This is a genomic window from Tardiphaga robiniae (assembly GCF_001618955.1).
Classification (GTDB): Bacteria; Pseudomonadota; Alphaproteobacteria; order Rhizobiales; family Xanthobacteraceae; genus Tardiphaga; species Tardiphaga robiniae_A.
In genome coordinates this window covers 1-709 of the sequence record NZ_LVYV01000026.1, presented here as the reverse complement: position 1 = coordinate 709, position 709 = coordinate 1, and the positions used below count along the sequence as shown (strand labels likewise).

Below are 709 nucleotides of genomic sequence, written 5' to 3'. Positions count from 1 at the left end.
CAGCTCCGCCTCGATCTGCCGGCATTGCTCGGTGAGGCCCGCGATGGCGGCACGATGGCTGGCGAGCAGCAGCGGCTCGTCGGTCTGCTTGAGCCGGGTCTTCTCCATGGCGATCATCTCGGTGAGCTGACGGCGGCGCGTCGAGAGGGCCTTGAGAGCAAGCTGATCGGCAGATGGCAGCGGGCGGATCGCATCGGTCATGGCGAGAGCAAACCGTGCAATCAGCCGTGCGTCCAGTCCGTCAGTCTTGGCGCGGCGGCCCTCGGCATCGCGAAACGCCTTGATCCGCCGTGGATTGACGATACCGACCTCGAAGCCTGCGGCGGCAAGCGCAAGCACCAATCGCTGCGCATAGGGGCCGATCGCCTCGAGCACGACACGTCTGACGCCATCCTGCGCCAGGCGTGCAACGATGGTTGCAATGCCGGTCGGCGCATTGGGAACACGGAAGGTCTTGCCCGAGGGGGCAAGGCCGATATCGAGAAAACGCTGGTCGACATCGATGCCGGCTGCGACTGCAAGCGCTTGAGCTGTCATGGGATCAGACCTGTATGCGGGCGACCACGATCCGGCGCCCTTGCGACTGTTCGATCAGACAAAACAGGCGAGATGCCCATGCCGGGTTACGGCCGATCGGGCCTGGAATCTAACGGGCTATCTCCGCCTGCCGTCACTATGCGCGTGACAGATCGACAGATACAGGAATCTC

General features: G+C 63.9%; 1 protein-coding gene. It reads right to left on the bottom strand.

The window, feature by feature from the left end; translation table 11 throughout:
* On the bottom strand, nucleotides 1-537 hold a 537-nt coding region (locus tag A4A58_RS20115; RefSeq protein ID WP_139069889.1), incomplete at its 3' end, for an IS110 family transposase.
* Between the last annotated feature and the right edge of the window lie 172 nt (nucleotides 538-709).